This window comes from Thermodesulfobacteriota bacterium (assembly GCA_040755095.1).
Classification (GTDB): Bacteria; Desulfobacterota; Desulfobulbia; order Desulfobulbales; family JBFMBH01; genus JBFMBH01.
The window spans coordinates 1-3,445 of sequence record JBFMBH010000222.1 but is presented as its reverse complement, the minus strand read 5'-3'; the positions used below and the strand labels follow the sequence as shown (position 1 = coordinate 3,445).

General features: G+C 68.3%; 2 protein-coding genes. One reads left to right on the top strand and one right to left on the bottom strand.

Annotated features, from left to right (window positions below; all coding sequences use genetic code 11):
- Nucleotides 1-14 precede the first annotated feature (14 nt).
- Entirely contained in the window at nucleotides 15-323 is a 309-nt protein-coding gene (flgM, locus tag AB1634_19015; protein MEW6221603.1) for a flagellar biosynthesis anti-sigma factor FlgM, read from the bottom strand.
- Nucleotides 324-635: 312 nt separating this feature from the next.
- On the opposite strand from flgM, the gene polA reads away from it, so the two are divergent.
- On the top strand, nucleotides 636-3,314 hold the full coding sequence (polA, locus tag AB1634_19010) for a DNA polymerase I (GenBank protein ID MEW6221602.1): 2,679 nt from the start codon (nucleotides 636-638) through the stop codon (nucleotides 3,312-3,314).
- Nucleotides 3,315-3,445 lie beyond the last annotated feature (131 nt).

The window sequence follows — 3,445 nt, the reverse complement described above, 5'->3', positions numbered from 1 at the left end:
TGGCTGCTGCTTCCTCAGCCCTTGGGGATGCCCAGGTCCCCCAAGAGGCTGCCCAGCATCTTGTCGGCGATATCCCCGGCGTCCACGTGGTATTCGTTGCGCTCGATCTTGGCCTTCAGGGCCTGGACCAGCTCTGTGCGCACCTCCGGCACCTCCTGCAGCACCCGCTGGGCCTCCCGCACCTCCCGGGAGTCGCTGGACAGCTCCACCCGGTCGCCGGTCAGGACGCCGCCTGCGGGCCGCACCTCACCTTCCCGGCGGATCTCCTTGCCGGCCCCGATCTTGGCCCCTGGCTTGACTGGCATGGCATCCGTGATCTTCATGGCCCCTCTCTCCCGGGCGTTCCTGTTCCGCGGCCGGCATGGCCGCGAAGGAGCCCGCCCTTCGCCTCTCAGTTCTTGTCCCCTGCTATGACGGCCCGGGCGGCTCCCGGCTCGCGGCCGGTGCCATCCCCCCAAGAAGGCGTGATCACCGTCTCATCCATCACCTTCTGATAAGCTTATCGTCCGGCAGCAGGCAGACTTGAAAGCTTTGTTGCCGCCGGTTGCCGGTTGGCAAGGCTGGCGCCAACTGGTACAACTGCCCTCAGTCGACCCCAACCGGAGACAATCTACCGACCCTTTTCGGAGCCTGCCATGCCCAGCCCGCCGCCGGTCTATCTCCTCGATGGCAGCGCCTACATCTACCGGGCCTTCCACGCCATCCGCCCCTTATCCAATGCCGCCGGGCTGCTCACGCACGCCACCCTGGGCTTCACCAACACCCTTTTGAAGATCCTGCGGGAGCGCGCCCCCCGCTACCTGGCGGTGGCCTACGACAGCCGCGGCCCCACCTTCCGGCACCAGCTCTTCCCGGGCTACAAGGCCCACCGCCCCCCCATGCCCGAGGATCTGGCGCAGCAGATCCCCTGGGTGAAGAAGGTGGTGGCGGCTTACCGCCTGGCGATCCTGGAGGAGGCCGGCCAGGAGGCGGACGATCTCATCGCCTCGGCGGCCCGGGCCCTCGCCCGCCGCGGCCAGCCGGTGGTCATCGTCTCCGGGGACAAGGATCTCCTGCAGCTGGTGGACGATGACATCACGGTCTGGGATCCCATGGCCGAGCGGCTCTTCGATCCGGCGGCGGTCAAGGATCGTTACGGAGTGGGGCCTGAGCAGCTCGTGGACCTCTTCGCCCTCCTGGGGGATGCCTCGGACAACATCCCCGGCGTGCCTGGCATCGGCCCCAAGACCGGCGCCGAGCTTCTGGGCCGCTTCCCCTCCCTGGATGCCCTCTACCAGGGGCTGCCGGCCCTGGCCAGCGCCCGGACCCGGGAGAGGTTGGTCGCGGCCAAAACCCAGGCCTTTTTCGCCCGGGATCTGGTGCGGCTGCGGGACGATCTGGCGGTGCCGGCCAGCGCCGAGGCCTACCTGGTGCCACCCCCGGACTGCGCGGCTCTGCGCTCCCTCTTCACCGAGCTGGGCTTCAACCGGCTGCTCAAGAGCGAGCTGCCCGCCGAGGCCCTGTCCACCGCCGGCTGCCGGGTGCTGGCCGATCCGGAGGAGCTGGCCCGCCTGGTGGCCTCCTGGCGGAATGCCTCCCTCGTGGCCCTGGACTGCGAGACCACCGCCCTCGATCCCAAGAGGGCGAAGCTCGTTGGCCTGGGCCTGGCCGCCGCCCCGGAAGAGATCATCTACCTGCCCATCGGGCACCGGGACGCGAACGGCCAGCTCCTGCCCGGCCAGCTGTCTCTGGACGCCGTCCGGCCGATCCTGGCGCCTCTTCTTGCCCGGACCGACCTGCCGAAGCTCGCCCACAACATGAAATTCGACGCCGCCGTCCTCGCGGCCCATGGCCTGCCCCTGGCCGGTCCCTGGCTGGACAGCATGATCGCCTCCTACCTGGTGGCCCCCAACCGCCCCAGCCACAAGCTCGACCTCCTGGCCGAGGAGATCCTGGGCGTTCGCCTCACCAGCTTCGCCCAGGTGACGGCCAACGACCGGCGGCCGGACGCCTTCGCCTACGTACCGCCGGATGCGGCCTGCCCGTACACCGGCGAGGACGTGCGCGCCTGCCTCCTGCTCTGGCAGCATCTTTCCCCGGAGCTGGCCCGCCTGGGGCTCCTGGACCTCTTTGCCCGGGTGGAGATGCCCCTGGTGCCGATCCTGGCCGCCATGGAGCAGACCGGCATCCGGGTGGAGCCGTCCGTCCTGGCCCGGCTGTCCACGGAGCTTGCCGCCGAGCTGACCTTCCTGGAAGAGGAGATCCATCGCCTGGCCGGGGTGAGCTTCAACATCAACTCCCCGAAGCAGCTGGGCGAGGTGCTCTTCGAGCGCCTGGGCCTGCCCCAGGGCAAAAAGACCAAGACCGGCTACTCCACCGATGCCGCGGTGCTGGAAAAGCTCGCCCCCTTGCATGAGCTGCCGGCTGCGGTCATCACCTTCCGCAACCTGGCCAAGCTCAAAAACACGTACGTCGACGCCCTGCCCGCCCTGATCGACCCGGTCACCGGCCGGGTGCACACCTCCTTCAACCAGACGGTGGCGGCCACCGGCAGGCTGTCCTCCAGCGAGCCCAACCTCCAGAACATCCCCATCCGCACTGCCGAAGGGCAAAGGATCCGCTCCGCCTTCGTGCCCGAGACCGGCTGGCGCCTCGTGGCCGGCGACTACTCCCAGATCGACCTTCGGGTCGTGGCCCACTACTCCCAGGACCCGGCCCTCCTGGCCGCCTTCCGCAGTGGCGACGACATCCATGACCGCACCGCCCTGGAGATCTTCCGCGCCCTGCCCGGCATGGTGACCAAGGAGATGCGGCGGGTGGCCAAGAGCATCAACTTCGGCATCATCTACGGCATGAGCGCCTTCGGTCTCGCCAATCAGCTCAACATCAGCCGCAAGGAGGCCCAGACCTTCATCGACCGCTATTTCGCGCACTACCCCGGCGTGCGCCGCTTCATGGACGAGGTCATCGCCCAGGCCCGACGAGACGGCTTCGTCACCACCATCCTCGGCCGCCGCCGCCCGCTGCCGGACATCGCCAGCTCCAACAAGGTGGCCCGGGAGCTGGCCGAGCGCACCGCCATCAACACCCCCATCCAGGGCAGCGCCGCCGACCTCATCAAGCTGGCCATGCTGGCCGCGGACCGGCAGCTGCGCCAGGCTGGCCTGAATAGCCGCCTCCTCCTCCAGATCCACGACGAGCTGGTCCTGGAGGCACCCGCCGACCAGGTGGACGCCACCGCGGCGCTGCTCCGGCAAGCCATGGAAGGGGTGTACGAGCTGGCGGTGCCGCTGACGGTGAACATCGCCGTCGGGGACAACCTGGCCGAGGTGTAGGAATCGAACTGGCCTATACAGGCCTATGACGCTGATGCAGCCTGACAGGGTCCATGCACGTCGACCGGATGACCCGGCGTTAGATGAAGCGTCTGACTATTGCAGAAGGGCTTCAGAATTGTCAAATAAAA

Excerpts from the sequence above, each read along its gene's own strand:
- flgM (MEW6221603.1), bottom strand. The coding sequence starts at position 323 with ATGAAGATCACGGATGCCATGCCAGTCAAGCCAGGGGCCAAGATCGGG.
- polA (MEW6221602.1), top strand. The coding sequence starts at position 636 with ATGCCCAGCCCGCCGCCGGTCTATCTCCTCGATGGCAGCGCCTACATC.